General features: G+C 62.8%; 25 protein-coding genes. 7 read left to right on the top strand and 18 right to left on the bottom strand.

The window, feature by feature from the left end:
• Positions 1 to 2: 2 nt before the first annotated feature.
• Positions 3 to 629: a glutathione S-transferase family protein gene (locus tag AC56QX_RS25735; RefSeq protein ID WP_497111304.1), complete on the top strand. Its 627-nt coding sequence runs from the start codon at positions 3 to 5 to the stop codon at positions 627 to 629.
• Between the two features lie 224 nt (positions 630 to 853).
• Here AC56QX_RS25735 and alaS read toward each other — a convergent pair whose 3' ends face one another.
• Positions 854 to 3520: an alanine--tRNA ligase gene (gene alaS / locus AC56QX_RS25740; protein ID WP_497111305.1), complete on the bottom strand. Its 2667-nt coding sequence runs from the start codon at positions 3518 to 3520 to the stop codon at positions 854 to 856.
• 259 nt (positions 3521 to 3779) lie between these two features.
• Positions 3780 to 4880, bottom strand: a complete 1101-nt coding sequence (gene recA, locus AC56QX_RS25745; protein ID WP_027042422.1) for a recombinase RecA — start codon at positions 4878 to 4880, stop codon at positions 3780 to 3782.
• A 281-nt stretch (positions 4881 to 5161) separates the two neighbouring features.
• On the opposite strand from recA, the gene AC56QX_RS25750 reads away from it, so the two are divergent.
• Both AC56QX_RS25750 and AC56QX_RS25755 read left to right on the top strand, forming a co-directional pair.
• Positions 5162 to 6106, top strand: a complete 945-nt coding sequence (locus AC56QX_RS25750) for a carbohydrate kinase family protein (protein WP_497111306.1) — start codon at positions 5162 to 5164, stop codon at positions 6104 to 6106.
• Between the two features lie 73 nt (positions 6107 to 6179).
• Positions 6180 to 7097, top strand: coding sequence for a pseudouridine-5'-phosphate glycosidase (locus tag AC56QX_RS25755; RefSeq protein WP_497111307.1), 918 nt, complete (start codon positions 6180 to 6182; stop codon positions 7095 to 7097).
• 232 nt (positions 7098 to 7329) lie between these two features.
• Here AC56QX_RS25755 and AC56QX_RS25760 read toward each other — a convergent pair whose 3' ends face one another.
• The gene (locus AC56QX_RS25760; protein ID WP_096445265.1) at positions 7330 to 7653 is read right to left on the bottom strand and encodes a TfoX/Sxy family protein; all 324 of its coding nucleotides are present in this window, start codon (positions 7651 to 7653) and stop codon (positions 7330 to 7332) included.
• Between the two features lie 89 nt (positions 7654 to 7742).
• Here AC56QX_RS25760 and AC56QX_RS25765 point away from each other — a divergent pair, with 89 nt between their 5' ends.
• Positions 7743 to 8240, top strand: coding sequence for a GFA family protein (locus AC56QX_RS25765; RefSeq protein ID WP_497111308.1), 498 nt, complete (start codon positions 7743 to 7745; stop codon positions 8238 to 8240).
• Positions 8241 to 8273: 33 nt separating this feature from the next.
• On the opposite strand, the gene AC56QX_RS25770 is transcribed toward AC56QX_RS25765, so the two are convergent.
• From AC56QX_RS25770 to AC56QX_RS25815, 10 genes are all read right to left on the bottom strand, one after another.
• A complete protein-coding gene (locus AC56QX_RS25770; protein ID WP_497117891.1) occupies positions 8274 to 8681 on the bottom strand; it encodes a GNAT family N-acetyltransferase in 408 nt (135 codons plus the stop codon).
• 129 nt (positions 8682 to 8810) lie between these two features.
• A complete protein-coding gene (gene sufA, locus AC56QX_RS25775; RefSeq protein WP_027036998.1) occupies positions 8811 to 9191 on the bottom strand; it encodes a Fe-S cluster assembly scaffold SufA in 381 nt (126 codons plus the stop codon).
• Between the two features lie 105 nt (positions 9192 to 9296).
• The gene (locus AC56QX_RS25780) at positions 9297 to 9689 is read right to left on the bottom strand and encodes an SUF system Fe-S cluster assembly protein (RefSeq protein ID WP_497111309.1); all 393 of its coding nucleotides are present in this window, start codon (positions 9687 to 9689) and stop codon (positions 9297 to 9299) included.
• A gap of 5 nt (positions 9690 to 9694) precedes the next feature.
• Positions 9695 to 10939, bottom strand: a complete 1245-nt coding sequence (locus AC56QX_RS25785; protein ID WP_183458589.1) for a cysteine desulfurase — start codon at positions 10937 to 10939, stop codon at positions 9695 to 9697.
• A 4-nt stretch (positions 10940 to 10943) separates the two neighbouring features.
• Entirely contained in the window at positions 10944 to 12212 is a 1269-nt protein-coding gene (gene sufD, locus AC56QX_RS25790; RefSeq protein ID WP_497111310.1) for a Fe-S cluster assembly protein SufD, read from the bottom strand.
• Positions 12213 to 12237: 25 nt separating this feature from the next.
• Entirely contained in the window at positions 12238 to 12993 is a 756-nt protein-coding gene (gene sufC / locus AC56QX_RS25795; protein WP_023810312.1) for a Fe-S cluster assembly ATPase SufC, read from the bottom strand.
• Positions 12986 to 13273, bottom strand: coding sequence for a hypothetical protein (locus AC56QX_RS25800; RefSeq protein WP_497111311.1), 288 nt, complete (start codon positions 13271 to 13273; stop codon positions 12986 to 12988). The genes sufC and AC56QX_RS25800 overlap by 8 nt, the downstream gene beginning before the upstream one ends.
• Complete coding sequence (locus tag AC56QX_RS25805; RefSeq protein ID WP_497111312.1) at positions 13251 to 13871, bottom strand: hypothetical protein; 621 nt, start codon at positions 13869 to 13871, stop codon at positions 13251 to 13253. The genes AC56QX_RS25800 and AC56QX_RS25805 overlap by 23 nt, the downstream gene beginning before the upstream one ends.
• On the bottom strand, positions 13868 to 15385 hold the full coding sequence (gene sufB / locus AC56QX_RS25810; RefSeq protein WP_497111313.1) for a Fe-S cluster assembly protein SufB: 1518 nt from the start codon (positions 15383 to 15385) through the stop codon (positions 13868 to 13870). Before sufB ends, AC56QX_RS25805 begins: the two co-directional genes overlap by 4 nt.
• 186 nt (positions 15386 to 15571) lie before the next feature.
• Entirely contained in the window at positions 15572 to 16750 is a 1179-nt protein-coding gene (locus AC56QX_RS25815) for a cysteine desulfurase family protein (protein ID WP_497117892.1), read from the bottom strand.
• 240 nt (positions 16751 to 16990) lie between these two features.
• On the opposite strand from AC56QX_RS25815, the gene AC56QX_RS25820 reads away from it, so the two are divergent.
• Both AC56QX_RS25820 and AC56QX_RS25825 read left to right on the top strand, forming a co-directional pair.
• Positions 16991 to 17665 carry an alpha/beta hydrolase gene (locus AC56QX_RS25820; protein ID WP_027042409.1) on the top strand — a complete coding sequence of 225 codons (675 nt, stop codon included), beginning with the start codon at positions 16991 to 16993 and terminating at the stop codon, positions 17663 to 17665.
• 22 nt (positions 17666 to 17687) lie between these two features.
• Positions 17688 to 18338 (top strand): FMN-binding negative transcriptional regulator, encoded by a 651-nt coding sequence (locus AC56QX_RS25825; RefSeq protein WP_497111314.1) that lies wholly within the window; start codon positions 17688 to 17690, stop codon positions 18336 to 18338.
• Positions 18339 to 18350: 12 nt separating this feature from the next.
• Here the strand turns inward: AC56QX_RS25825 and AC56QX_RS25830 are convergent, their stop codons facing one another.
• From AC56QX_RS25830 to AC56QX_RS25845, 4 genes are all read right to left on the bottom strand, one after another.
• Positions 18351 to 19013 carry a phosphatase PAP2 family protein gene (locus tag AC56QX_RS25830; RefSeq protein ID WP_497111315.1) on the bottom strand — a complete coding sequence of 221 codons (663 nt, stop codon included), beginning with the start codon at positions 19011 to 19013 and terminating at the stop codon, positions 18351 to 18353.
• Positions 19014 to 19196: 183 nt separating this feature from the next.
• The gene (locus AC56QX_RS25835) at positions 19197 to 20846 is read right to left on the bottom strand and encodes an ArnT family glycosyltransferase (RefSeq protein WP_497111317.1); all 1650 of its coding nucleotides are present in this window, start codon (positions 20844 to 20846) and stop codon (positions 19197 to 19199) included.
• A gap of 34 nt (positions 20847 to 20880) precedes the next feature.
• Entirely contained in the window at positions 20881 to 21216 is a 336-nt protein-coding gene (locus AC56QX_RS25840; RefSeq protein ID WP_027028626.1) for a lipid-A-disaccharide synthase N-terminal domain-containing protein, read from the bottom strand.
• The gene (locus AC56QX_RS25845) at positions 21209 to 21943 is read right to left on the bottom strand and encodes a glycosyltransferase family 2 protein (RefSeq protein ID WP_497111318.1); all 735 of its coding nucleotides are present in this window, start codon (positions 21941 to 21943) and stop codon (positions 21209 to 21211) included. The genes AC56QX_RS25840 and AC56QX_RS25845 overlap by 8 nt, the downstream gene beginning before the upstream one ends.
• Positions 21944 to 22253: 310 nt before the next feature.
• Between AC56QX_RS25845 and tyrS the strand changes: the two genes are divergently transcribed.
• Complete coding sequence (gene tyrS / locus AC56QX_RS25850; RefSeq protein WP_497111319.1) at positions 22254 to 23507, top strand: tyrosine--tRNA ligase; 1254 nt, start codon at positions 22254 to 22256, stop codon at positions 23505 to 23507.
• 6 nt (positions 23508 to 23513) lie between these two features.
• Here tyrS and AC56QX_RS25855 read toward each other — a convergent pair whose 3' ends face one another.
• Positions 23514 to 26894, bottom strand: a complete 3381-nt coding sequence (locus AC56QX_RS25855) for a hypothetical protein (RefSeq protein WP_497111320.1) — start codon at positions 26892 to 26894, stop codon at positions 23514 to 23516.
• Between the last annotated feature and the right edge of the window lie 8 nt (positions 26895 to 26902).

Raw genomic sequence — 26902 nt, forward strand, 5'->3', positions numbered from 1 at the left:
GCATGACCAGGCCAACTCTCTACGGCGCGGATTACAGCGTCTATGTGCGCATCGCGCGGCTGGCTCTGGAGGAGAAAGGCATCGACTACGAACTCGTGCCGCTCGATATCTTCGCCGCCGAAGGCATTGCGGCCTGGTATCTGGAGCATCACCCGTTCGGCCGCATCCCGGCCTTCGAGCATGACGGGTTCCGGCTGTTCGAGACGAACGCGATTGCGCGCTATATCGACGAAGCCTTCGACGGCCCGTCGTTGCAGCCTGCCGAGGCGCGCGGCCGCGCCAGGATGGGCCAGATGACAGGCATGCTCGACGCCTATGGCTACCGCGCCATGGTCTGGGACGTCGCCGTCGAGCGGCTGGAAAAGGCTGAGCCGGATGAGGCCCTGATCGCTGGCGGCCTGAGCCAGGCGGAGATCGTGCTGAAAGTGCTGACCTCGCTGAAGCCAAAAGGACCTTGGCTGCTCGGCGATCAGCTGACGCTGGCCGACCTGCATGCCGCGCCGATCCTTGCCTATTTCGCCAAGGTCGCTGAAGGCCGGGATCTGCTGGCACGGTTCGTGGATATCCGGGACTGGTATGCGCGGGTGGTCGAACGCCCGAGCTTTGTGCGCACCGAAAAGGTTGGCTAATCGAGCGAACTTGCTCGGCGTTAGCGCCGCCCCTCATTGCCCTGCCGAGCATTTCTCCCCGCACACGGGGAGAAAGAAGCTGGCCGAGACCTCCGCGGCCATTCTTCAACGACGATAATTAGCGAAATCATGCCCGAGAGCGCCCTTCCCCCCGTTCACGGGAGAAGATGCGGAAGCCAGATGAGGGAAAGCGCTGCGTCTGAACATAGGGTGATTCCGGCAGTTTATGCGGCTTCGAGTGCCGCCTTTACAGCCGCAATCGCATCGTTGGCCTTCGACGCATCCGGTCCGCCGGCCTGCGCCATATCAGGCCGGCCGCCACCGCCCTGCCCGCCAAGTGCTGCGGAGGCCACGCGGACCAGGTCGACGGCGCTGAAGCGGCTTAACAGATCGTCGGTGACGGCGACGACGACACTCGCCTTGTTGTCCTCACCAGCACCGACAAAGACGACGACGCCGGAACCGAGCGAGGTCTTGCCGGCATCCGCCAGCGGCTTCAGATCCTTCGGCGAGACGCCGGAGACCGCCTTGCCGAGGAAGCCGACGCCCGCGACGGTCTCGTTCTCCGACGGAGCACCTGCCGCGGCACCGCCGCCCAGCGCCAGTTTCTTGCGCGCTTCCGTCAGTTCCTTCTCGAGCTTCTTGCGCTCGTCAAGCAAAGCCTCGACACGCGCCGGCACGTCGGCGGGCGAGATCTTCAGCACGGCTGCCGCCGCTTTCAGGCGCCTGTCCTGCTCGTCGAGATGCTTGCGCGCGGCTTCGCCGGTCAGCGCCTCGATGCGGCGCACGCCGGCTGCGACAGCGCTGTCGGAGACGACGCGGACCAGGCCGATATCGCCGGTCGCCCTGACATGCGTGCCGCCGCAGAGCTCGACCGAATAGGGCCGGTTGGCCTTGGCGCCATGCAAGCCGGTGCCCATCGACACGACGCGTACCTCGTCGCCATATTTCTCGCCGAACAGCGCCATGGCGCCCTCGGCGATGGCATCGTCGACCGACATCAGGCGCGTGGTCACCGGGCTGTTCTGCACGACGATCTCGTTGGCCATGCGCTCGACCTCTTCGAGCTCCTCGGCCGAGATCGGCTTGTTGTGCGAGATGTCGAAGCGCAGACGCTCGGGCGCGACCAGCGAGCCTTTCTGCGCGACATGGGTGCCCAGCACCTCGCGTAGCGCCTCGTGGATCAGGTGCGTGGCGGAGTGGTTGGCGCGCAGCCCGGTGCGGCGCGCATGGTTGACCTTGAGCTCGACAGCAGCGCCCGTCTTGACGGTGCCGCTTGCCACCTTGCCCAGATGCACGAACAGCCCGTCGGCTTTCTTCTGCGTGTCGGAGACCTCGATCGAAAAGCCTTCGCCGGAGATCACACCGGTGTCGCCCATCTGGCCGCCGGACTCGCCATAGAACGGCGTCTGGTTGACGACCACGGCAACGGCGTCGCCCTTGCCGGCGCTGTCGACGGTCTTGCCGTCCTTGACCAGCGCCTGGATCAGACCTTCCGCTTGCTCGGTTTCATAACCGAGGAATTCGGTGGCCCCGGTCTTTTCGCGCACGGAGAACCACACGGTCTCGGTGGCAGCCTCGCCGGACCCGGTCCAATGTTTGCGTGCCTCGGCCTTCTGCTGCTCCATCGCGTTGGTGAAGCCGGCAAGATCGACCGAGATGCTGCGCTGGCGCAGCGCGTCTTGCGTCAGGTCGAGCGGGAAACCGTAGGTGTCATAGAGCTTGAAGGCCGTCTCGCCGTCCAGCATGTCGCCGGCATGCAGCGTTTCCGTCGCCTCGGAGAGCAGGCCGAGGCCGCGCACCAGGGTCTTGCGGAAGCGTGTCTCCTCGAGCTTCAGCGTCTCGGTGATCAACTGTTCGCCGCGCAGCAGTTCGGGATAGGCCTGGCCCATCTCGCGTACCAGCGCCGGCACCAGCTTCCACATCAGCGGCTCGTTCGCACCGAGCAACTGCGCATGGCGCATCGCGCGACGCATGATGCGGCGCAGCACATAGCCGCGGCCTTCGTTCGACGGCAGCACGCCGTCGGCGACCAGGAAGGAGGACGAGCGCAGGTGATCAGCAATGACGCGGTAGGACGCCACCGTTTCCGCATCGGGAGCGCGGCCAAGCGCGGAGGACGCCGCATCGATCAAATGCCGGAACAGGTCGGTTTCGAAGACGCTTTCCACCCCTTGCAGGATGGACGCCATGCGCTCCAGACCCATGCCGGTGTCGATGGACGGACGCGGCAGGTCGACGCGCTCTTCCTTCGTCACCTGTTCATATTGCATGAACACCAGGTTCCAGAATTCGAGGAAGCGATCGCCGTCTTCCTCGGGACTGCCAGGAGGACCGCCCCAGATGTGCTCACCACGATCGATGAAGATCTCCGAGCAAGGACCGCAGGGACCGGTGTCGCCCATCGCCCAGAAATTGTCCGACGTCGCGATGCGGATGATACGATCGTCCGAGAAGCCGGCGATTTTCTTCCAGAAGCCGGCCGCCTCGTCGTCCGTGTGATAGACGGTGACCAGCAGCTTGTCCTTGTTCAGCCCGAACTCCTTGGTGATGAGATTCCAGGCAAGCTCGATGGCGCGCTCCTTGAAGTAATCGCCGAACGAAAAATTGCCGAGCATCTCGAAGAAGGTCAGATGGCGAGCGGTGTAGCCGACATTGTCGAGGTCGTTGTGCTTGCCGCCCGCGCGCACGCTCTTCTGGGCGGTGGTGGCACGCGAATAGGACCGCTTCTCCAGCCCGGTGAAGACGTTCTTGAACTGCACCATGCCGGCATTGGTGAACATCAATGTCGGATCGTTGCGCGGCACGAGCGGGCTCGAGGCCACGACCTCGTGGCCCTCCTTGCGGAAATAGTCGAGAAAGGTCGACCGGATCTCGTTCACGCCACTCATGACTGCTGCCTTTTCGCGAAAACCGCCGGCGCGGCCGGCGGAAACTGGTCTCTGCTTTGCAGAAATAGATTTGGCCTTTTAGCGGGCACGCCCCAGCCTGTCCAGAAACACGGAATTGGGCCAACTGACGAGCTTGCCGTCCCCCAAAAACGAAAACCGCCGGCACGAAGGCCGGCGGTTTTGAACGCGATACTACAGAACTCAGTTACTTAAGCCACAGATCATAGACCGGGATTATGGCCGAACTCCGGCAATTGCCCTACATCGCGCCGGCTTCGTCCTCGAAACCGTCGTCGCCACTGCCCTCGGAGCCACCATTCTCGAGGAATTTCTCGGCGATCAGCCCGGCATTCTGCCTCAGCGCCAGTTCGATCTCGCGCGCGGTATCGGGATTGTCGCGCAGGAACAGTTTTGCATTTTCGCGGCCCTGGCCGAGACGCTGCGAATTGTACGAGAACCAGGCGCCCGACTTCTCGACCACGCCGGCCTTGACGCCGAGGTCGACCAGTTCGCCGGTCTTGGACACGCCCTCGCCATACATGATGTCGAACTCGACCACCTTGAAGGGCGGCGCCAGCTTGTTCTTGACCACCTTGACGCGGGTCTGGTTGCCGACGACCTCGTCGCGGTCCTTGACCGAGCCGATGCGGCGGATGTCGAGACGCACCGAAGCGTAGAATTTCAGCGCATTGCCGCCGGTGGTGGTTTCGGGCGAGCCGAACATGACGCCGATCTTCATGCGAATCTGGTTGATGAAGATGACCATGGTGTTGGAGCGCGAGATCGAAGCGGTCAGCTTGCGCAGCGCCTGGCTCATCAGACGGGCCTGCAGGCCCGGTAGCGAATCGCCCATCTCGCCTTCGATTTCGGCACGCGGCGTCAGCGCCGCCACCGAATCGACCACCAGCACGTCGATGGCGCCGGAACGCACCAGCGTGTCGCAGATCTCCAGCGCCTGCTCGCCGGTGTCGGGCTGCGAGATCAGCAGGTTTTCAAGGTCGACGCCAAGCTTGCGGGCATAGACCGGATCGAGCGCATGTTCGGCGTCGACGAAGGCGCAGATGCCGCCCTTCTTCTGGGCTTCGGCCACGGTGTGCAGCGCCAGCGTCGTCTTGCCCGAGCTTTCCGGCCCGTAGATCTCGATGATACGGCCGCGCGGCAGGCCACCGACGCCAAGCGCGATGTCGAGGCCGAGCGAGCCGGTCGGCACCGTTTCGATCTCGACGACCTGCTCGTTCGCGCCGAGCCGCATGATTGAGCCCTTGCCGAACGCCCGCTCGATTTGCGACAGCGCCGCATCCAGAGCCTTTGATTTGTCCACTGCCTTATCCTCTACAAGCCGCAAAGAATTCTGAGCCATGATACATCACCCCTTGGTCGTCAATGAACGCCGGACAATCCGTAATCCCTGCCATTTTGTACCTTTTTTGTTCTCGTTTGGCAAGAGGGATCAAATATCTGAAAAACAAACAATATCCGGATTTGTTCTTTTTTCGTACCAAATCATCGAACAGGAAGGCACCTCGCATTGGGCCAGACGGCTTCCTTGTTTCGATCCGCCGAATCGCTGCCTTGCATGCGAAGCTCCGTCGCACAGCCTAGCGCTTGTGCGACTGGAATAACAAAGGTCATATCGCCGGCATGGTGAAATCCAAGAAAATACTGGCCGTGGGCGGCGCTCATATCGACCGGCGTGGCCAGGTGTCCGGCGGTTATGTGCCGGCCGCGTCCAATCCGGGCACGATGCGCGAGGATGTCGGCGGCGGCGTCTTCAACGCGCTGCGCAGCACGGTGCGGCGCGGCGCCTCGGCTTCACTGCTTTCGATGCGGGGCGGCGATGCGGCGGGCGACACGGTTTCACGCGCCATAGCGGAAGCAGGCATTGCCGATCTGTCGGCCGTGTTCCTCGACCGCACGACGCCGAGCTATACGGCGCTGATTGACCGCGAGGGCGAACTGATCGTGGGCTTTGCCGATATGGCGCTATACGATCTGGCGTTCCCCAAGCAGATGAGGCGCTCCAAGGTCCGCGAGGCGATCAGTGCCGCCGATGCCGTCCTGTGCGACGCCAATCTGCCGTCGGCAGCGTTGGAGCGGCTGGTTTCGCTTGCCGCCGGCAAACCTGTATTCGCCATTGCCATTTCGCCGGCCAAGGTGATCCGGCTGATACCGGTGCTCGGCGCGCTGGCTCAGCTGTTCATGAACCGGCGAGAGGCCATCGCGCTGGCCGGCGTGCATGCCGATGCCGCCGACCGAGATCTCATCGACGGGTTGCGATGCAGTGGCCTTGCCAGCGGCATCGTGACGGCGGGCAGCGCACCGGTGCTGGGTTTCGACGAAGCAGGCGCCTTCTCGATCCTGCCGCCGCCGCCGAGGAGGGTTGCCGATGTCACCGGTGCCGGCGACGCACTGGCGGGTGCAACGATCGCGGCCTTGCTGCGCGGCATCCCTTTGCGCCAGGCCTTGCGCGACGGCGTCGCGGCGGCGACGCTAGCCATCGAAAGCGCCGACGCCGTTCCCGATTTCAGCGCAGCAAGCTTCACTGAAGCGCTGGCCCTTGTGCCGGAGGCCAGGGAAGTGGCATGAGACCGGCAAATTCATAGTGCCTGAGTGAAGCGCGTATCCAGACCGATGCGCCGCACTCCGGTTGGAGATGCAGATGACCCCAGAGACCGCCCGCCCCTTCATCGACATCCACGCGCCGGTGGCGCAGGCGCTGGCCGCCGGGCGGCCGGTGGTGGCGTTGGAAAGCACCATCATCACCCATGGCATGCCCTATCCCGACAACGGCGCCATGGCGGCGAATGTCGAGAAGATCATCAGCGACGGCGGTGCCGTGCCGGCGACGATCGCCGTGGTTGGCGGCCGCATCAAGATCGGCCTTTCCGACGGCGAGCGCGAATCGCTGGCCATGACCGGTGACGCCATGAAGCTGTCACGCGCCGACCTCGGCTTTGCCGTCGCGCAAGGGCGCACTGGCGGCACGACAGTCGCCGCCACGATGATCGCGGCACATATGGTGGGGATAAAAGTGTTCGCCACCGGCGGCATAGGCGGCGTGCACAAGGGCGCCGAAAAGAGTTTTGATATCTCCGCCGACCTCGACGAGTTGGCGCGCACACCGGTCATCGTCGTCTCGGCCGGCGCCAAGGCCATCCTTGATATCGAAAAGACGCTGGAGGTTCTGGAAACGCGCGGCGTGCCCGTGGTGGGCCATGGCTCGGAGACCATGCCGGCCTTCTGGTCGCGGCAGTCACCCTTCCGCGCGCCGCTGACCTTGCACAAGCCGGAAGAGATCGCGCATTTCTACCGGACCAGGGTTGCGCTGGGCCTGGGTGGCGGCATGCTGATCGCCAACCCGGTGCCCGAGAACCACGAAATCCCGGCTGAAGAGATGGCCGGCTATATCGAGGCGGCGCAGAAGGCTGCCGAGGCGCTCAACGTGACCGGCAAGGCGGTCACGCCGTTCCTGCTGGGCAAAATCCTCGAACTGACCGGCGGCCGGAGCCTGAAGACCAACATCGCGCTGGTCGAAAACAATGCGCGGCTGGCGGCGCGGATTGCGAAGGCGCTGTAGGGCAGCCGACGTCGGCGGGGCAGCACCCCCCTCTGTCCTGCCGGACATCTCCCCCGCAAGGGGGAGATTAGCTTTCATCGCCGATTTCGCCAATCATCGACGTTGCAAAATTAGCGGGGTGCTGAAGCTGCCGATCTCCCCCCTTGCGGGGGAGATGGCCGGCAGGCCAGAGGGGGGTGCTGTCCCTCGGCGTTTCCAATAGTTCGGCACCGCCATGACTCGAAATGCAGCGTCACTTCCCAGCCCTTCGCCCCGCCTCATAGGCGCGGCGTGCCCACACCGTCATCTCGTCGGGATCGTCAAAAGCGCTGTCTGGAATGCTCCAATAGGGCATGGCGACCAGCTTGCCGTGGCGCGAGCCGGTATAGGTCCATTGCTTGCAGCCGGCGGCTTCGAAGTCGGGGGCGCTTTGCTCGTCGGCCTTCAGCAGCAATTCGCCGCGCAGCACGATGGCGACGATGACGCCGTCGAAATAGATGCCCTTGCCGCCGAACAGTCTGCGGATGCTGACCGGGCCCAGCCCCGCGAACAGTTCGGCGATGCGTTCATTGTCCATTTGGCGATCATGTCACCGGCATTTGACATTGTCATCGCGCAACCAAAATCATGCTGACAGGTTGAGACCATTACGTCGGAGTTTTTGTCATGCCGCTTCTGCTCAAGGGATCCTGCCGCTGCAACGCCGTGCGTTTCGAGGTGGAAAGCCATACGCCCGTGCCGTTCATGCTGTGCTACTGCTCGATCTGCCGCAAGCAGCAGGGCGGCGGCGGTTTCGCCATCAATCTCGGCGCCGACTACGAAACGCTGAACATCAGGGGCAAGAGAAGCCTAGGCGTCTACCGCGCCGAGATCGAGGACGACGAGCATCCCCATTGCGAAGTCTCGACCGGCGAGCGCAATTTCTGCCGCAAGTGCGGGTCGGCGCTCTGGCTCTACGACCCGACCTGGCCGGAGCTGGTGCATCCCTTCGCTTCGGCGATCGATAGCGACCTGCCGAGACCACCTGAAAAGGTGCATCTGATGCTGAAATACAAGGCGAACTGGGTCGAGCCCGATATCGGCAAGGGCGACAAGGCGTTCGACGTCTACCCCGAAGAATCAATCGCCGACTGGCACAAGCGGACGGGCATGTGGGTGGAGTGAGCCGGCCTCTGCGCCAACAGCTAAGTTGCCACCTCAGCCTTCCTCGTTCGCCAAAGCCGTGAACGCATCGCCGCTCAGCCGAAAAAAAACCTTGTCCGGCTGCCTCGTACCGCCTAGGCCGTCATAGAAGGTCAGCAGCCGCTCATTTTCGCCGTCGGCGGTCCAGTCGACGCGGCCATGGCCGCGCTGCAGGGCGATCCGCGCCAGCGCCTGCATCAGCAGGCGTCCGGCGCCGCTGCCGCGATAGGCCGCAGAGACGAAAAGCTCTTTCAGGAAGAAGCCGGTGCGCAGGCCGGGTCCGGGATAGATCGTCGAGCAGATGGCAAAACCGATGATCCTGTCCGTTTCGGCGACCAGGATCTCAACGCCGGCCGGCAGACCGGCAAGATCGGCAACGATGGTCTCGAACGGCGGGCACGGCACCCGATAGTGCCGCTGCATCTCTTCGAAAAGATGCGCCAGTGCGGCATCGTCGGCGGGCAGATGCGGCCGGATTGATATGGTGACGGTCACGTGTTCGACGGCCATCCGGTCACGGGCTCGGTGTGGATTTGGAAGCTCGACCGGGGCTCAGGCTGAGGCGCGTGCCTCTGCCAACGCCTTGAGATCGGCCGGCTTCAGCTCGACGGATTCGCCGCAGCCGCAGGCCGAACTCTGGTTCGGGTTGTGGAAGGTGAAGCCGGTGCGCAGCGTCGTCTGCTCGAAATCCATCTCGGTACCGAACAGGAAAAGGGCAGCCTCCGGGGCGACATAGACGTGGGCGCCATCGCGCTCGATATGGTCGTCCTTGGTGTTGGGCTCGGTCACCAGGTCGACCGTATATTCCATGCCGGCGCAGCCGCCCTTCTTGATGCCGAGGCGGATGCCGTGCGCGCTGTCACGGGTAGCCACAATCTCGCGCACCCGGTCGGCGGCCTTTTCGGTCATCGTGATGACGGCGAAGCGTCCCATTCTTTTTCCTTCTCCATTCCATGCAGGTTCAAGGCCTGCCGAATGATTCCTCACCTAAAATGGTGAAGTTTTACCCCTGGCGCAAGTGCGCCAGCCTTTACCTGCCTAGTACCAGCCCACCGCGACCTGCGCCTCTTCCGACATGCGGTCTGCGGACCAGGGCGGATCGAAGGTCATGTTGACCTCGACGCCGGAGACGCCTTCGACGGCACCAACGGCATTCTCCACCCAGCCCGGCATTTCGCCAGCCACAGGGCAGCCAGGGGCGGTCAACGTCATGTCGATCTTGACCGAGCGGTTGTCCTCGATGTCGATCTTGTAGATGAGGCCGAGTTCGTAGATGTCCGCTGGAATTTCCGGATCATAGACCGTCTTCAGCGCCGAGACGATGTCGTCGGTCAGCCGCGCGAGTTCGTCGGCGGGAATGGCCGAAGCGGAAACCAGCGGATTGATGGCCGCTTCCGGCGCGGCCTCGGTGGTGTTGCTAGCGTCATCCATGATCGTCACCCGAAGAATTTGCGCGCTTTTTCGAGCGCCTCGGCCAAAGCGTCGACTTCGGCCCTGGTATTATACATGCCGAACGATGCCCTGCATGTGGAGGTTACGCCAAAGCGTTTCAACAGCGGCTGGGCACAATGGGTGCCCGCGCGCACCGCCACGCCTTGCCTGTCTATCACCATCGACACGTCATGGGCATGAATGCCTTGCAGTTCGAAGGAGATGATGGCGCCCTTGCCCGGCGCATCGCCGAAGATGCGCAGCGAGTTGATGGCGCGCAGCCGCTCATGCGCGTAAGTCTTGAGGTCTTCCTCATGTGCGGCAATGCGCTCGCGGCCGATCTTTTCCATATAGTCGAGTGCCGCGCCGAGCCCGATCGCCTGGACGATCGGCGGTGTACCGGCCTCGAAACGATGCGGCGGCTCATTGTAGGTGACGATGTCTTCCGTCACCTCCTCGATCATCTCGCCGCCGCCCATGAAGGGGCGCATCCCGGCGAGAATGTCCTTCTTGCCGTAGAGCACGCCGATGCCGGAAGGACCGTAGACCTTGTGGCCGGTGAAGACGAAGAAGTCGCAGTCGAGGTCCTGCACGTCGATCGGCATATGCACGGCGCTCTGGCTGCCGTCGACGAGTACGGGAATGCCGCGAGCATGGGCGATGCGCACGATCTCCTTGATCGGCGTCACCGTGCCCAGCGCATTCGACATCTGCGTGATGGCGACAAGCTTGGTGCGGTCGGTCAGGCGCTTCTCGAATTCCTCGATGTGGAAGACGCCGAGATCGTCGACGGGCACCCAGACCAGCTTGGCGCCCTGCCGCTCGCGGATGAAATGCCAGGGCACGATGTTGGAGTGGTGCTCCATGATCGACAGCACGATCTCGTCGCCCTCGCCGATATTGGGCATGCCATAGCCATAGGCGACGGTGTTGATCGCCGAGGTGGTGTTGGAGGTGAAGACAATGTTGTCGGTGCTCGGCGCATTGAGGAAGCGGCGCACCGTCTCACGGGCCTTCTCATAAGCGTCGGTCGCGGCATTGGACAGGAAATGCAGGCCGCGATGGACGTTGGCGTATTCCTGGCTGTAGGCGTGCTGGATGGTGTCGAGCACCACCTGAGGCTTCTGTGCCGAGGCGCCATTGTCGAGATAGACCAGCGGCTTGCCGTAGACTTCGCGCGACAGGATCGGGAAGTCGCGGCGGATCGCCTCGACGTCGTAGAAATCTCCGATCTTGCCTGGAGCGTTCATCATTTCACCCGTGCGTCACAAACCAGTCGTCGAGTCGCGCTTCCAGCGCCTCGACGATCGTCTCGTCATCCAGTTCCTCGATTACCTCGGCGACGAACGCTTTGACGAGCAAGCCCCGCGCGCTCTTCTCGTCGACGCCGCGCGCCATCAGGTAGAACAGATGATCGTGGTCGATCTCGGTGACTGTCGCGCCATGGCCGCAGATGACGTCATCGGCGAAAATTTCGAGCTCGGGCTTGGTCGAGAACTCGCCATCGTCCGACAACAGCAGCGTGTTGCAGGCCATCTTGGCGTTGGTCTTCTGCGCATATTGATGGACATTGATGCGGCCCTGGAAGACGCCGCGCGCCTTGCCGGTCACCACGTTGCGGATGATCTCGGTGGAGGTCGTGTGCGGCACAGCGTGGTCGAGCACCATGGTCACATCGGAGTGGGTATCGCCGGCGAGCAGGTTGATGCCACGCAGCTTGAAGTCGGCGCCCTCACCCGTCGTCCTGACCATGATCTCCTGGCGCACCAGCTTGCCGCCGGCATTCATGACGAACAGCGTCAGCTTCGCATTCTTGCCGATATGGGCCTTGAACTGCGCCAGATGCGTCGCCGTCTCCGGCTGCTCCTGGACGATCAGCCACGTCACCTCGGCGCCCTCGCCGAGCACGAGCTGGCTGACAGAACTGACCAGAGCAGCGCCATCACCCGCCTGACGCTCGACGATAACGGCCTTGGCGCCGGCGCCGACGCGAACCGGCAGGCGCACATGGGTCTGGCCGCCGGCCTGCACATTCTGCAATTCGATCGGCTTTTCCAATTCCCTGCCATCGGCGATATCGACAAAGTAGCCGTCGGCGACGAAGGCGGTGTTCAGCGCGCCGATCGCATCATCGCTGCCATACGGATCGAGGCCCGGCGCAATGCTGCCGTCGGTCAGCTTTTCCGACAGGCGCTGCACGGTGACGCCTTCGATATCAGGCGTCTTCGCGTCGGACTTGCCGTTCAGGATTGCCAACACAGCGGAGCCTTCGACGATCGGTGCAACGGCTTTTGCCGCCGCTGACGGATCGAAGTCCGGCACCGCGTTCAACAGCCGGCGCAGGTCGGTGTAGTGCCAGGATTCGACGCGCCGCGTCGGCAGGCCGTGCTTGATCGCCTCGATCGCGTCGTCGCGCTTCAGCATCACAGCGCCGTCGCCCGGCAGCAGCGACAGCCGGTCGCCGAACGCGTCGATCAACGCTGTTTCGGCCGGTGTCCGTTGCGGTTGTGTGTGCATATTCATCAGTTTGACCTTGCCTTCTGGCATCTCACGCGGCTTCGCCGATCACGCCGGCATAGCCATTGGCTTCGAGGTCGAGCGCCAGCGACTTGTCGCCGGACTTGATGACCTGGCCCTTGTAGAGCACGTGCACTGTATCAGGCACGATGTGTTCGAGCAGGCGCTGGTAGTGGGTGATGACCAGGAAAGCCCGGTCGGGCGCGCGCAGCGCGTTGACGCCGTCGGAAACAATCTTCAGCGCATCGATGTCGAGGCCGGAATCGGTCTCGTCGAGCACGCACAGCTTCGGCTCCAGCAGTTTCATCTGCAGGATCTCGGCGCGCTTCTTCTCGCCGCCGGAGAAGCCGACATTGAGCGGCCGCTTCAGCATCGCCATGTCCATGCTGAGCGAAGCGGCTGCTTCCTTCACGCGCTTCAAAAACTCCGGGATCTTCAGCGGCTCCTCGCCGCGCGCCTTGCGCTGCTCGTTCATCGCCACTTTCAGGAACTCCATCGTCGCCACGCCCGGTATCTCCATCGGATACTGGAAGGCTAGGAAAATGCCTGACGTGGCGCGCTCCGCCGGATCCATTTCGAGGATCGACTGGCCGTTGTAGAGGATGTCGCCTTCGGTGACCTCATAGTCCTCGCGGCCAGCGAGGATATAGGACAGCGTCGATTTGCCGGAGCCATTCGGGCCCATGATCGCGGCGACCTCGCCGGCTTTCACCGTCAGGTTCAGACCGCGGATGATTTCGGTGCCGTCATCGACGATGCGGGCATGGAGGTTTCTGATTTCAAGCATTGTTCTTTTCTCTGAAATAGTCGTCGTAAGTGATCGAATAGTCGGTGTGGCTGCGCTGCAGCGCCTTGAACCACCAGAAGGACAGGCCGAAGCAACCTGCGAAGACGGCGATGCCGACGTAGAGGTTGGCAAAGGCTGCCAAAAGAATGCCGGCAAATGCCGAGATGACGGTCGCGCCGGCGTATTTCGCCATCGCGATGTTGCCCTCGCGACGGACCGCCCAAAGCCGCCGCCAGCGAACGGCAAACCAGATTTCGCTAACGGGAAGTTGTGGTGCCATCGCCATCGACCTGCTTGGTATCCTGGAGAACCACCCTCGCGTAGAAATAGACGCTGTCCTCGTCTCCGTTCTTGATGAACTTCAACACCTTGCTCAAAGGGAAAACCACTCCATCAGCCCACCGAATGAAATAGGCGTTTCCGAGTTCCTTCTCATTTCCGAACAGTTGCCTTTCATCGTCCGAAAGCGATTCGAATTCTTCCCATCTGGCACTTTGCCTTAAGTTTCTGCGCAGGACCTCGCCTACATAAGAACCCAAGCTAAGCGTGACGAATTGCAGCTGCTTGTCTGCAACCGCTGTCAGATCTTTTCCGTCCGTTTCGTCCGGCAACTCGTCGTGGAGTTTCTGCAAGGCGGTGTCGATCTGCTTCAAGCTCTCGACGGAATAATCGAGCTTCGAACCATCCAGCCCAAGGCCTGATACGAATCCGGAATTCTCAAGAAACTCCTTGGACATCGAAAGCAGAAGGCTGTCAGCGTTCCCCACCTCTTTCTCTTCGACCGCATAGGCCGGTGCCGTTGACAAAACAGGCGAGGCTCCGCCTAGGAGACCAGCAAACAATCCAGAAACTATGTTTCGGAACTGCGACACGATCACCCCACCGAGCCTTCCAGCGAGATGCCGATCAGCTTCTGCGCCTCGACGGCGAACTCCATCGGTAGCTGCTGGATGACGTCCTTGACGAAGCCGTTGACGATCAGCGCGATCGCTTCCTCTTCGGGAATGCCGCGCTGCATGACGTAGAATTTCTGATCCTCGGAAATCTTCGACGTCGTCGCCTCGTGCTCGAACTGCGCGGTCGAGTTCTTGGCCTCCATGTATGGCACGGTGTGCGCGCCGCACTGGTCGCCGATCAAAAGCGAGTCACAGTTGGTGAAGTTGCGGGCGTTGGTCGCCTTGCGGTGCGCCGAGACCTGGCCGCGATAGGTGTTCTGCGAGAAGCCGGCGGCAATGCCCTTGGAAATGATGCGGCTCGACGTGTTCTTGCCGAGATGGATCATCTTGGTGCCGCTGTCGACCTGCTGATAACCGTTCGACACGGCGATTGAATAGAACTCGCCCTGGGAATCGTCGCCGCGCAGGATGCAACTCGGGTACTTCCAGGTGATCGCCGAGCCGGTCTCGACCTGCGTCCACGAGATCTTCGAACGGTCGCCACGGCAGTCGCCGCGCTTGGTGACGAAATTGTAGATGCCGCCCTTGCCCTCGGCGTCGCCGGGATACCAGTTCTGGACCGTCGAATATTTGATCTCGGCATCGTCGAGCGCCACCAGTTCGACGACCGCCGCATGCAGCTGGTTCTCGTCGCGCTGCGGCGCCGTGCAGCCTTCGAGATAGGAGACGTAAGCCCCCTCCTCGGCGATGATCAGCGTGCGCTCGAACTGGCCGGTGTTCTTCTCGTTCATGCGGAAATAGGTCGACAGCTCCATCGGGCAGCGCACGCCCTTGGGCACGAAGACGAAGGAGCCGTCGGTGAAGACGGCCGAATTCAGCGTCGCGTAGTAATTGTCGGAGGTCGGCACCACGGAGCCGAGATACTTTTTCACCAGCTCCGGATGCTCGCGGATGGCTTCCGAGATCGAGCAGAAGATGACGCCGGACTGCGCCAGCTCCTTCTTGAAGGTGGTGACGACGGAGACGGAATCGAACACGGCGTCGACGGCGACGCGGCCGGACTTGTAGACGTTGTCGCTGGGCTCCTCGAGATCGGAGGCATCGGTCTTCTGCACGCCGGCGAGGATTTCCTGTTCCCGCAGCGGAATGCCGAGCTTCTCGTAGACCTTCAAGAGTTCGGGATCGACGTCGCTGAGCGACGACGGGCCCGGCGTGCTCTTGGGCGCCGCATAGAAGTAGATGTCCTGGAAATCGATCTTCGGATAATGGACGCGCGCCCAGGTCGGCTCTTCCAGCGTCAGCCAGCGCCGATAGGCTTCCAGGCGCCATTCCAGCATCCAGGACGGTTCATCCTTCTTGGCCGAAATGAAACGGATGATGTCTTCGCTCAGGCCCTTGGGGGCCTTGTCGACAGCGATCTCGGTCTGGAACCCGTATTTGTATTGGTCGACGTCGATCTTTCGGACCCGATCGATCGTGTCCTGCACAGCAGGCATATGCGTTCTCCATCCACGCCGGGGTCAAGGCCCGACAGTTTTCAAACTATGGCACCACCGGAATGAACGCCGAAGAAGCGCTCGCGGCAGCGTAAGTTCCATATAGTGCGTCTCGACCGGAAATTCACCCGGCCAGCATGAAACGCACGGCTCTACCAGGCCGAAGGGCCCAAAATCGTCCAACCGCTACGCGGCTTCTTCTCTATCCGCCTTTTCCCTGGCGGCTTGCCGTGCGGCAATGCCTGCCAGCGCGGTGCGGAACAACTCGATGTCGTCAGCGCCGGTCGCCAAACCGATCGACACACGCAAGGCGCCAAGACTGTCGCCGTAACCCATGGCTTTCAGCACGTGGCTTGGCCCGACCTTGCCCGACGAACAGGCGGAGCCGGCCGACAGCGCCACGCCGGCGAGATCGAAGGCGATCTGCGCGGTTTCGGCCTTGACGCCCGCAATAGCGAAGAATGTCGTGTTGGCAAGCCTTGGCGCGCCGGCTCCAAAGATTTCCGCCTCCGGCACCAGCATTTTCACGATGGCTTCGATCGCGTCGCGCCGCTTGCGCACCGCATCGACCTCCGGCAGTCCGGCCAGCGCCTCGCGTGCAGCAGCGCCAAAACCGGCGATGGCGGCGAGGTTTTCCGTGCCCCCGCGATGGCCCTTTTCCTGGCCGCCGCCATTGATCAGCGGCTTCGGCATCATCAGATCGGCAGCGGCAACGATGGCGCCGACGCCCTTGGGGCCGCCTATCTTATGTGAGGACAGAATCAAATAGTCGGCGTAACCCGCTGACATGTCGATCGAAACGCGGCCCGCGGCCTGAACCGCATCGACGACAAGAATGCCGCCGGCTGCCTTGACGATCCCGGCGATCCGATCGATCGGCTGGATGACGCCAGTCTCGTTGTTGGCGGCATGGATTGCCACCAGCGGCAGGCCATCGGCCTTGTCATGATTGCCAAGCGCCGCCGCCAAAGCAACCAGGTCGGCAATGCCATCGGCATCGACGCCGATGCGCGTCACCTGCGCTGCCGGGAAGCGTCCGCCATTCAACAGGCAGGGATGGTCGGCCTCGCTGACGTAGAGCCGGCTCATGCGCACGCTGCCGCGCCCCATCTGCCAATCGGGTGAAAGCAGCGTCGAGGCGGCCTCGGTCGCACCGGAGGTGAACACGACATGTTCGGGCCTGGCATTCACCAGTGCCGCGACCTCGCGCCTTGCCGTCTCGATCAGGCGCCGCGCGGCGCGGCCTTCGGCATGAACCGATGACGGGTTGGCGGTCACGTCAAGCGCCGCGACCATAGCCTCGCGTGCCGCTGGGAGCAGCGGCGCACTGGCATTGTAGTCGAGATAGGCGCGTTTTGCGGCCATTTTCGTCCAGTTGATCCTGTCAGACGCCATTCGGTTGTCGTATGGCGTTATTTCCTTGAAATTCCAAGGCGAGCCGTCCTATTTACGCGGCTTGCGGCGCGGGTGGCCGGGCTCGACGTCAGGCCACTCAGTTTTGAACAGTTCTAAACTAGCTTCTAAGAAGACGCTCGCCCTGCGTCAAGGCCAGAGGAAGACACGTTCCGGGCGCCGCGCATTCGTATTACCCAAGTGGAGTATTTCATGCCTGAGGTCATTTTCACCGGTCCGGCCGGTCGCCTGGAGGGACGCTACCAGCCTTCCAAGGAAAAGAGCGCGCCGATTGCCATTGTGCTGCACCCGCATCCGCAATTCGGCGGCACGATGAACAACAAGATCGTCTACGACCTCTTCTACATGTTCCAGAAGCGGGATTTCACCACGCTGCGCTTCAATTTCCGCGGCATCGGCCGCAGCCAGGGCGAATTCGATCACGGCACCGGCGAATTGTCGGACGCGGCGGCGGCACTCGACTGGGTCCAGTCTCTGCATCCGGATTCGAAGAGCTGCTGGGTTGCCGGCTATTCCTTCGGCTCGTGGATCGGCATGCAGCTTTTGATGCGCCGGCCCGAGATCGAAGGCTTCATCTCGATCGCGCCGCAGCCCAACACCTATGATTTCTCGTTCCTGGCGCCCTGCCCGTCATCGGGCCTGATCATCCACGGCGATGCCGACAAGGTGGCGCCGCCGAAGGATGTGCAAGGCCTGGTCGACAAGCTGCATACGCAGAAGGGCATCACCATCACGCAGAAGACCTTGCCCGGCGCCAACCACTTTTTCGCCAACGACGCCGATCTGCTGATCGAGGAATGCGCCGACTATCTCGATCGCCGGCTGGCGGGCGAATTGTCCGATCCGCGGCCGAAGCGGCTGAGATAAGCAGGGAAAGGCGCCAGCGTCGATGTACGAGCCTCCCCATTTCCAGGAAACGCGGCCTGACGTGCTGCATGGACTGATCAGGGCGCATCCGCTCGGCATGCTGATCTCGAACGGGCCTGACGGCCCGGTCGCCGACGCCATTCCGTTCCTGCTCGACGCAGAAGCGTCGCCGAACGGCAGACTGCGGGCTCACCTGGCCAAGGCGAACCCGCACTGGAAACTTATCGCGGAAAACCCGTCATCGCCCCGGCTGATCGTCTTCCAGGGCACCGACGCCTATGTGACGCCGTCCTGGTACGAGACCAAGCGCGAGACCGGCAAGGTGGTGCCGACCTGGAACTATGCCATCGTGCAGGTGCGCGGCACCGCCAAGGTTATCGATGACCAGGACTGGCTGGCGCAGCAGATCGCCGACCTGACCCTATCGCAGGAGGGCCCCCGCGAAGCCCCCTGGGCGGTGACCGACGCGCCGGCGCCGTTCATCCAGTCGCAGATCAAGGGTATCATCGGGCTGGAAATCGAGATCAGCGAAATTCACGGCAAGTGGAAGGTCAGCCAGAACCGTCCCGTCGCCGACCGCGTTGGCGTCGCGCAAGGGCTCGAAAACGAAGTCGCCAACGCATCCGACATGGTTCGCCTGGTACGGTCCTACGGCGGCCTGGACAGCAACTAATCCGGCAGCGGCTTATCTTTCCGGAGCAATCAGCCGGAACGATGCCTTGCGACCCGGCAACCCCGATGCTGCCGGACGGAAGATGAAGCCGAGCCGGGCAAAGACCAGCCCGCAGACGAGTGCAAACGCACAGCCAAGGCCGAAGCCGGCAACGGTGTCGCTGGGATAATGGGCGCCGACGAAGACCCTGGTCGAGGCGAAACAGGCGGTGATCACCAAGGCAATATACCAACGCCTCGGGAACAAAAGCAGGAGAACGCCGAAGACCGCCCCCATCGTCGTGGCATGGCCTGAGGGAAAACCGGCGAAGCGCGCGTCAAAGGCGAAGGGATGCAGGGCGAGCACGCCAAAATCCTGGAAGTAGAGCGGGCGCGCCCGGCCGATCGCATATTTCAGCACATTGACCAGCAGACCGGACAGGCCAACTGAACTCAGCACCAGGAAAGCCAGGCAGGTCCAGTTGTAGACCAGCATCAGCCGCCGCCGCGAAAGGCTGCGCCAATCGGTCAGATTGGCCGCGACGAGCAAAAGCGCTGACGGGATCAGGTACCAGCCTCCGAGAGCGAACTGGGTCAGGAATTCGGCAAGGCGGGCTCCGGACCATTGGCCATGAACCATCCCTGCAGGTGTATCGAGGCGAACGAATGCCGCCCCGGTCAGCAACACCCAAACCATGACCCAAACCGGCCATGCGATGTTGGGGTAACGCGCGGGACGAACGGCAAAGCGCCTTCTGATGATCTGCGAGGTCTCGCGAAAATTGCTTAGGGATCGGCGCCCTACCCCAAGGAGCCGACCGGAAACTGAAGGGCGCGATTTCACGAGCATTGGGAATTCGACCCTGTCATGGACGAGCCGTCACGGGGCCACACGATAGAGGCCGAGCGATAGTTTGTCTCCCGACGAATAGTTGAGGCCGTCGATCTCGGCGACACGGTTCACCGATTTGCCCCGAACCGACAGCATGCCATTCAGTTTCTGCTCGTCCTCGATCGGCGCCAGCCCCAACGCGCAGGCCGGATCGGCAAGCAGATGTTCCGCCACGCCGCCGACATCGGTCAGCACCGTCTTGGTGCCGACCAGGAACACCAGGCTCGGTTCCTGATACCGCGCCGAAGCCAGCACCGTCGTGTCGCAAGGCTTGTTGGCAAGCACTGCCTGCTTGATCGCCGGGCTCAGCCAGATCGGCTTCAGCGACGGGGCGATGACGCCGAACAGCAAGGCATAGGTGATGCCGGCACAGGCGGCGGTGGCGCCGATGCGAGGCAGCGGTACCTGCAACTGCCGCGAAAAAGCGAAGTAGCCCGTGCCGAGTGCGGCTGCAGCGGCCGGAATGCTCCACCAGGAGAAGGTGTGGGTGATGTAGATCGGCGCCCCGATGCAGACCGCCGCCAGGCCGAGGCTGACCACGACCAGGCCGAAGGCCGTCGACCACCACAACCATTGCTGCCAGCGCTTCAGCGGCGCATTGGCATCCTCCGGCTGCAATGTCAGCAGCCAGCCGATCAGCAGCGCCATGCCGGGATAGGCCGGCAGGACATAATGCGGCAGCTTGGTCGGGATGAGCTCGAACACCAGCCAGAACGGGATGTACCAGGCGAGGCAAAAGCGCAGCCTGACATCGTCGCGCAGACGATTGAGGGCCTGCAGACCGGCGCCGACCGCGATCAACCCGAACGGCCACATGAACAGCGAATAGGTCAACATGTAGAAACCGGGCGGCAGGCCGTGCGATTCCTCGCCCGAGGCGACCTTGCCGAGCATGTCCTTGCCGACCGCCTGCTGCAGGAAAGCGCCGTGGCTTTTCCAGGTGATCGCGGCGAGCCAGGGCAGCGCGATCACCACGACCAGCAGCAGGCCACGTCCGACCCTGAGCTTCGACAGCCAGCGCCCATCGCGCTCGAAGGCGAACAGCGCCGCGATGGTCAGCGCCGACAAAAGCGGCGCGATCGGCCCCTTGATCAGGATGGCCGCGCCTTGCGCGATCCAGAAAATCCACCAGAGATGGCCGGCGACCGGCTCGTTGCGGCGCGATGCCAGATAAATCTGCGCCAGCGCGCCTTGCGCCGCCACGCAGCAGGCCAGCAGCATCGCATCGGTCTTGGCGTCGCGGCCTTCGAAGGCCGTAGCGAAGATGGCCGCCATGACAAGGCCGGCGGCGATGCCGGCATTGGCGCCGAAAAGATTGGTCCCCGTCCAGGCGATCGCCAGCACCGCAATGGCAATGCCGAGTGCCGAGATCGTGCGGTAGACCCAGATCGGGGCTTCGGCGCCCTTGCCGCTCAGCGTCACGGCGGCAGATTGCAGCCAGTAGATGCCGACCGGCTTCTGGTAACGCGAAGCCTCCTGAAAGCGGATGTCGACATAGTCGCCGCTTTCCGCCATCTGCTTGGTGGCCTGGACGAAGCGCGACTCGTCGCGGTCGATCGGCGGCAGGGACGCCAGCCCCGAAAGCGTCATCACCAGGCTGAACAGGAAGAGAAGGATGTAGTTCCTGTTCAACGCCATGCTTGAGCCTCTCTGATCATGTCTTGACGGCCGCTCAATCGACCTTGGTCATCGCCGCCGCCTTGCGCTCATTGGCGATCAGCCAGAGATTTCTGACATAGATGAACATGCCCATGGCCTGGCCGGCGATGAACACCGGGTCCTGACGCACGATGGCATAGATCAGCAGCAGGCCGCCGCCGAACAGGGAAAAGAACCAGAAGGCGACGGGCACGACGCTGCGCTTGGCCTTTTCAGATGCCAGCCACTGCACGACGAAACGCATGGTGAAGAAGAATTGGGCGATGAACCCCAGCAGGATCCAAGCGTCGAATTGCTTGACAAAAACCTGGTGAAGCCAGGTTCCCAATTCCTGAAGCACGTTAACCACGCTTGATTTCCTCTACTTTTGGCATTCTGCGGCGCCTGCGGCGCAGCCACCAGACACCGCCGAGATCGAGCGCGCCCTGCAGGCCGCGGTCGAAAATGCCGTAATTCGACTTGCCGTGGCGGCGCGAGCGATCGACGACGTCGCAATGCACGACGCGATATCCTTCCTGGATGACCAGGGCCGGAACGAAGCGGTGGGTGCCATCGAAAAACGGCAGTTTGCGCAGGATATCCGTATGGACCGCCTTCAGCCCACAGCCTGTGTCGCGCGTCTCGTCATGCAGGATGGCGTTTCTGAGCCAATTGGCGAAACGCGACGCGAGCTGCTTGACCTTGCTGTCGCGGCGCTTGAGGCGCTGCCCCTGGGCTGCGCCGAAATCGGGGCCGGCCTGCCGCAAGGCATCGACCAGGACCGGAATGTATTGCGGATCATTCTGGCCATCACCGTCGATCGTGGCGACGATGCCGCCGCGCGCAGCCCATGCGCCCGAACGCACGGAGAGGCTTTGGCCGGCTGACTTCTGGTGCCGCAATTCCCGCACCGGGAACGGGCGAAGTGCCGCCTGTTCGGCCAGCACGGCAGCGGTCTCGTCGGTCGAGCCGTCATTGACGATGATCAGTTCGAAGTCGCGCCCGGCCATCGCCGCCTCGATCTCGTCGATCAGCAGCGGCAGGTTTGCCGCCTCGTTCCTGCAAGGAATGACGATGGATATCAATGCGTCCGGCATGTCGCGTCGGGGCTCTGTCGTCGGATATGGCATTAATGGATGCCGTGCGGTGCCGCTCGAGGTCGTGGGCTGCAAGAACCTTTGGCGCGGCGCCTCATTACGCCAGCCGAAACGATGAAGCAAGCATTCGTCCCGGACGGCTCGTCGCACCGTTTCAACAACGGGTGATCGTCAGGCATCTTGTGATCCTTGGCGCATCGGCGATCTCTCGCAAAACCGGAATCTACTTTTGCTCACGGCGCTTGGATGCTAAACGCGCCCGTTCACACATGCCCGGCAGGACCGGGCGGACGCTTTCGGGAAACAAAATATGCCTGCCTTCAAATCCGATTTCCTGCGCACGATGAGCGAGCGCGGCTTCATCCACCAGATTTCGGATGAGACCGGCCTCGACCAGCTTTTCGCCAAGGAAACGGTCACCGCCTATGTCGGCTACGACGCCACCGCGACCAGCCTGCATATCGGCAATTTGATCTCGGCGACCATGCTATACTGGCTGCAGGAGACCGGACACCGGCCGATCGCCTTGATGGGCGGCGGCACGTCGATGATCGGCGACCCGTCTTTCCGCGACGACCAGCGCAGCCTTTTGACGCCTGAGGCGATCGCCACCAACATCGAAGGCATCAAGCGCATCTTCGGCCGCATCCTGCGTTTCGGCGACGGCCCGAGCGACGCCATCATGGTCAACAATGCCGACTGGCTGATGAAGCTCAACTATGTCGAGTTCCTGCGTGATGTCGGCCGGCATTTTTCGGTCAACCGCATGCTGACCTTCGACAGCGTCAAACTGCGGCTCGACCGCGAGCAGTCGCTGTCGTTCCTCGAATTCAACTACATGATCCTGCAGGGCTACGATTTCGTCGAACTCGCCCGGCGCCAGAACTGCCGTTTGCAGATGGGCGGATCGGACCAGTGGGGCAACATCATCAATGGCGTCGATCTCGGCCATCGCATGGGCACGCCGCAGCTTTACGCCCTGACCACGCCGCTGCTCACGACATCGTCGGGCGCCAAGATGGGCAAATCGGCAAAAGGTGCTGTCTGGCTCAACGGCGACCTCTTCTCGCCCTATGATTTCTGGCAGTACTGGCGCAACACCGAGGACGCCGATGTCGAGCGCTTCCTGAAGATATTCACCCGCCTGCCCCTCGATGAGATCGCGCGGCTGGCCGCACTCGGCGGCTCCGAGATCAACGAAGCCAAGAAGATCCTGGCCACGGAGACGACGGCGATCGTCCACGGTCGCGACGCGGCAAGCCAGGCCGAGGAAACCGCGCGCAAAACCTTCGAGGAAGGCGCGCTCGCCGAGACATTGCCTACCGTCGAGGCCGACAAGGCCGCGTTGGAGGCCGGCGTCGGCATCCTGTCGCTGCTGGTCACGGCTGGGTTGGCGTCGTCCAATGGCGAGGCGCGGCGGCACATCCAGGGCGGTGCGGTCCGCATCAACGACCAGTCGGTCAGCGACGACCGCCGCATGGTCACGCTTCAGGATTTGAGTCCGGAAAACGTGGTAAAGCTTTCATTAGGCAAGAAAAAGCACGTTCTGGTGCGGCCAGCCTGAGGCCGCTCACCGGTATTCGAAGATCGACCTGAATATGCCCGGTGCGATCACCGACAGCGGGTTAACGTCGAGCACCGGCTTGTTGGCATTGCCCCTCAGCCGGTAGGTGACGCCGATCAGGCCGCGGTCGCGGCCGTTGCCCAGAAGGGCGCCGACGATGGGCAGTTCGCCGAAGATGCGGTTGAGGCCATAGACCGGCATGAAGGTGCCGGTCATGTCCATATTGTTGTTCTGGTCGTAGAGAATGCCCTGGAACGTCGTGCCGATGCGCGGACCGCGCAGCACGCCATTGGTCAGCTTGAGATAGCCGCTGCCTTTCTCGATCTCGGCATAACCGCGCTCGAACTTCACCCGCGACGTGTCGAGATTGCCCTTGACCGCCTGGTTGAGGCTGCGGTTGTCGCCGGCCGGCGTGGTCGAGACGATGGAGGCGAGTTTCGGTTCGTTGACGATGAAGAAATTGCTGGTGTCGACCTTGCCCTTCATCGGCCCGTCGCTGGTTCCCGACAGGGCCAGCGTGATCGCGCCGCCTTCCATGTGTTCGTAGACGTTCAGGAACCTCAATATGGCGCCGGCGTCCGCGGACTGCACGTTAAGTGAGCGCTGGCCACCGCCGGTGGTGTTGCTGACGGTGATGGCCGCGCCCGAACTTGCCGTGGCGCTGACCTTCAGTCCGTTCACCCTGGAACCGGCAGCGCTGTAATCGAGCTTCAGGTTGGACAGTTGCTCGTCGTGGAAGCCGGTGAGCTGCTCGACATCGGCGCTGACGGAAATGTTGTCTGTTCCGGTCGTCTTGGTTGCGGTGTCCACATCGGACGTGAACTGCTTGATGAGCGAGCGGGCGTCGAGCGCGTTGCCAGTGATGTCGACCGCATAGCCCTTGCCCGACCGCTTCACCGAAATCGCAACATCGTCACCCCGGTTCAAGGTGACCTTGCTGAACTTCGCCGACGACAGAGCGCCGTTGACCAGTACGATAGTGCCGTCGATGGAGAATGTCTTGCCGTCGAGGTTGAAATCGGACAGCGTCGTGGTGTCGCCGGCCTTGGTCATGACGAAGGTGACGTTGGCTGGAACCCCTGCCCCCTTGCTCCAGCCGGCCCAGGGGATGTCCAGCCCGGCGTTGGTCAGGTCGGCCGAGACGTTCTGATTGCCGCTGCCGCTCTTGTCGATCGCGACCTTTACCGTTCCGCCCAGCAGCGGCGTCAGGCCGGGCATGGCTGCGGCACGGATCTTGTCGTCGAGCACCAGCGCCACCTTGCGGCTGCGCGGCGGCCCATCATCGGCCAGCGGCTCGACAAGAGCGAGTTCGGCAGGAATGCCGTTCAGCGATGCCTTGGCGGAGATCACTGCCTTTTCGGGATCGACCGTGATCGAGCCGTCGGCATCGGTCACGGTCTGTCCATCGAATGGCTTGGCCAGCGACAGGCCGGTGTAGTCGAGCGACACCAGCCAGTCGAGTTTCGAGGTGTCGACGCCGGATTGCAACGGAATGTCAGCCCGGACATGACCGGTAACGTTGCCGGACAGATCCTCCGGCAGGAAGCCGACATGGCGCATGGCATTGATCGGTTCGTAGGAGGCGAGTTCCGCGACAGCCGGCGCCTCTCCCTCGACGTCGATGTCGAGTGCGCCGATGACCGGCGGGCTGTTCGCCGCCTTGACCGTCAGCGTTCCGTTGCTGGCCGCCACGGTGCGGCCGCTGGGCATGAAGACAGTGCCCGAGGAGAGCGAAACATCGACGTCATTGCCGTGGAAGGCGACGACGCCGACCGCGTCGCGTATCGGCGGAATGCGGCCGGCGGTGTCAAAACGCGACCCTTCGATCTGGAAGCGGCCGAACACCTCGTCGGCAGCAAGCGGCACGCCGTTGCCGAGGCGATCCGGCACAACCTGGAACTGAAGATTGCCATCGACGACGCGGCCGCCAAACAGGTTGTTCAGCACCCAGAGCCGCGCATTGCGCGCCGAAAACCACGGCCACAGCTGCTTGACGTGCGAGACCGGCATATCATGGACGTTGAGTGCCAGGCTGATGCCGGGAGCTTTGCCGTCAACGAACGTGACGGCCGCGGTGCCGAGCACCTCGCCGGGAGCGTCTGACCGAACCGCGATCTGCTCGACCACCAACTTTTGGCTCTTGATTTGATAGACACCGGCGATGCGCGCGAGGAACGTCAGCGCCGGCTCAGGCGACTCCGATGGCGCCAGGGTCGAACCGTCACTGGTCAGGTCGTAACGATAGGAGGGTTCCTCGCCCGCCGCCCCGGTCGCGGGCTTTGGCCCTATCGAGCCGCCGAAATTGAAAGAAGACCGGCCGGTTTTCAGCAGCAACTTGTCGACCTGGATTTTGTTGCTGCCATCGACAAGCGTGACATCGACATCGACGTCGGCCGGCAGCAAACCGCGCGTGCCAAGATCGAGCACGGAACCCGTCGACGACAGGGCGGCCGTCAGCCTTGATGCGGTGGCGCCGGCTCCTTCCGATCCTGTCAGTTTCAAAGCCACCGTACCCAGCTTGCCTGCGCTGGCAGCGGTTTCATCGGCAGCCACCAGATTGATGCTTGCATTCAGCGCCGTCACCCGGTGCGCCACGATATCGCGGGTGGCGGAAGCGGCAACGGTGACCTTTCTGCCGTCGACATCCGCCTCGGAGGAAAACTCCACGCCGCCTGGCCCCGACTGTACGACGGTGGCGTCGGCGATCTTGACCCGTTTGATCGCTCCGGTGTCGGGCAGCACGAATTCGACATTGCTGAGTTCGATCCGGCGCAGCGAATCTTCCCGCACGGCGTCCAGCGCGCGATGGATGTTGCCGAACACGGCGTCGGACAGTTTCTCCGGATCGACGAGGCCGTCCTCATTGCGCAATTGTGCTGTCCAGTCGCCACCGGACGGCATCGCCGCCACAACGATATGGGCATCCGAGATCCTGGCGCTGGTCAGCCGCACCTCTCCCCAAAGCAGCGGTATCAGGCGCATGCCGAAGCGCACGCGGCCGGCATCCGCCATCGGCTTGTCATCCGATGTCTTCAGGCTGACGTCGCTCACCTGAAGCGCGACGAAGCTCGAACTGTCGAGCGTGATGCGCGCCGGCCCGACCGCGACATGGACATCGACGCCGGCGAGTTTCTCGATGGCGGTTTCCGCTTCCGCCCGAAGCCGCTCGGAGCCGATGCCGGACGCCCCGACCAGATAGACAACGACCGCGGCCAGCAGGACGAGCGCGACCATGCCGGCAAATACGCGCGAAACGATGCGGAAGCCGCGGCCGATCGACGCCTGACCGAGCGGTGGAACGCGGCACGCGGACGGCAAGGTCCCCAGGTCGGTGATCTCGTCACGCCTGAACCTGATCTTCTCGTGCTGCGGTTGCTCCTGATCCACGCATTCTT

Source organism: Mesorhizobium sp. RCAM 06353 (assembly GCF_059683585.1).

What these genes read in the sequence shown, in the direction of transcription:
- AC56QX_RS25780 (WP_497111309.1), bottom strand. Translation starts at nt 9,689, where the DNA reads ATGGATGACGCTAGCAACACCACCGAGGCCGCGCCGGAAGCGGCCATC.
- AC56QX_RS25750 (WP_497111306.1), top strand. Translation starts at nt 5,162, where the DNA reads ATGGTGAAATCCAAGAAAATACTGGCCGTGGGCGGCGCTCATATCGAC.
- AC56QX_RS25770 (WP_497117891.1), bottom strand. Translation starts at nt 8,681, where the DNA reads ATGCAGCGGCACTATCGGGTGCCGTGCCCGCCGTTCGAGACCATCGTT.
- AC56QX_RS25825 (WP_497111314.1), top strand. Translation starts at nt 17,688, where the DNA reads ATGTACGAGCCTCCCCATTTCCAGGAAACGCGGCCTGACGTGCTGCAT.
- AC56QX_RS25830 (WP_497111315.1), bottom strand. Translation starts at nt 19,013, where the DNA reads ATGGTTTGGGTGTTGCTGACCGGGGCGGCATTCGTTCGCCTCGATACA.
- AC56QX_RS25755 (WP_497111307.1), top strand. Translation starts at nt 6,180, where the DNA reads ATGACCCCAGAGACCGCCCGCCCCTTCATCGACATCCACGCGCCGGTG.
- AC56QX_RS25835 (WP_497111317.1), bottom strand. Translation starts at nt 20,846, where the DNA reads ATGGCGTTGAACAGGAACTACATCCTTCTCTTCCTGTTCAGCCTGGTG.
- tyrS (WP_497111319.1), top strand. Translation starts at nt 22,254, where the DNA reads ATGCCTGCCTTCAAATCCGATTTCCTGCGCACGATGAGCGAGCGCGGC.
- AC56QX_RS25760 (WP_096445265.1), bottom strand. Translation starts at nt 7,653, where the DNA reads ATGGACAATGAACGCATCGCCGAACTGTTCGCGGGGCTGGGCCCGGTC.
- recA (WP_027042422.1), bottom strand. Translation starts at nt 4,880, where the DNA reads ATGGCTCAGAATTCTTTGCGGCTTGTAGAGGATAAGGCAGTGGACAAA.
- AC56QX_RS25815 (WP_497117892.1), bottom strand. Translation starts at nt 16,750, where the DNA reads ATGGCCGCAAAACGCGCCTATCTCGACTACAATGCCAGTGCGCCGCTG.
- sufC (WP_023810312.1), bottom strand. Translation starts at nt 12,993, where the DNA reads ATGCTTGAAATCAGAAACCTCCATGCCCGCATCGTCGATGACGGCACC.
- AC56QX_RS25765 (WP_497111308.1), top strand. Translation starts at nt 7,743, where the DNA reads ATGCCGCTTCTGCTCAAGGGATCCTGCCGCTGCAACGCCGTGCGTTTC.
- AC56QX_RS25820 (WP_027042409.1), top strand. Translation starts at nt 16,991, where the DNA reads ATGCCTGAGGTCATTTTCACCGGTCCGGCCGGTCGCCTGGAGGGACGC.
- AC56QX_RS25845 (WP_497111318.1), bottom strand. Translation starts at nt 21,943, where the DNA reads ATGCCGGACGCATTGATATCCATCGTCATTCCTTGCAGGAACGAGGCG.
- sufA (WP_027036998.1), bottom strand. Translation starts at nt 9,191, where the DNA reads ATGGGACGCTTCGCCGTCATCACGATGACCGAAAAGGCCGCCGACCGG.
- sufB (WP_497111313.1), bottom strand. Translation starts at nt 15,385, where the DNA reads ATGCCTGCTGTGCAGGACACGATCGATCGGGTCCGAAAGATCGACGTC.
- sufD (WP_497111310.1), bottom strand. Translation starts at nt 12,212, where the DNA reads ATGAATATGCACACACAACCGCAACGGACACCGGCCGAAACAGCGTTG.
- AC56QX_RS25735 (WP_497111304.1), top strand. Translation starts at nt 3, where the DNA reads ATGACCAGGCCAACTCTCTACGGCGCGGATTACAGCGTCTATGTGCGC.
- AC56QX_RS25800 (WP_497111311.1), bottom strand. Translation starts at nt 13,273, where the DNA reads ATGGCACCACAACTTCCCGTTAGCGAAATCTGGTTTGCCGTTCGCTGG.
- AC56QX_RS25785 (WP_183458589.1), bottom strand. Translation starts at nt 10,939, where the DNA reads ATGAACGCTCCAGGCAAGATCGGAGATTTCTACGACGTCGAGGCGATC.
- alaS (WP_497111305.1), bottom strand. Translation starts at nt 3,520, where the DNA reads ATGAGTGGCGTGAACGAGATCCGGTCGACCTTTCTCGACTATTTCCGC.